This window comes from Vibrio sp. 10N.222.46.A1 (assembly GCF_041473595.1).
GTDB lineage: Bacteria > Pseudomonadota > Gammaproteobacteria > Enterobacterales > Vibrionaceae > Vibrio > Vibrio tasmaniensis_A.
Genome location: NZ_JBFRSN010001425.1, coordinates 1 through 374, shown reverse-complemented (window position 1 = coordinate 374; position 374 = coordinate 1). Strand labels below are relative to the sequence as shown.

General features: G+C 44.7%; 1 protein-coding gene. It reads right to left on the bottom strand.

Annotated elements, in window-relative coordinates; genetic code table 11:
* On the bottom strand, window positions 1-374 hold a 374-nt coding region (locus AB4496_RS27070; protein ID WP_372133016.1), incomplete at both ends, for a class I tRNA ligase family protein.

The window sequence follows — 374 nt, the reverse complement described above, 5'->3', positions numbered from 1 at the left end:
CCACTTCGTAATCGTTAAAGTCATGAGCTGGCGTGATTTTCACACAACCCGTGCCTTTATCCATGTCAGCGTGCTCATCACCTACGATAGGGATAAGACGATTTACGATAGGAAGCAGGATTTCTTTGCCGATAAGATCTTTGTAGCGAGGATCTTCAGGGTTAACTGCAACGCCTGTATCACCAAGCATGGTTTCAGGACGTGTAGTCGCAACGACAATGTAGTCTTTGCCATCAGCGGTTTTAACACCATTCGCTAGTGGGTAGCGGAAGTGCCACATGAAACCTTTTTTGTCTTTGTTTTCAACTTCAAGATCAGAAATTGCAGTGTGCAGTTTAGGATCCCAGTTTACTAGACGCTTACCACGATAGATT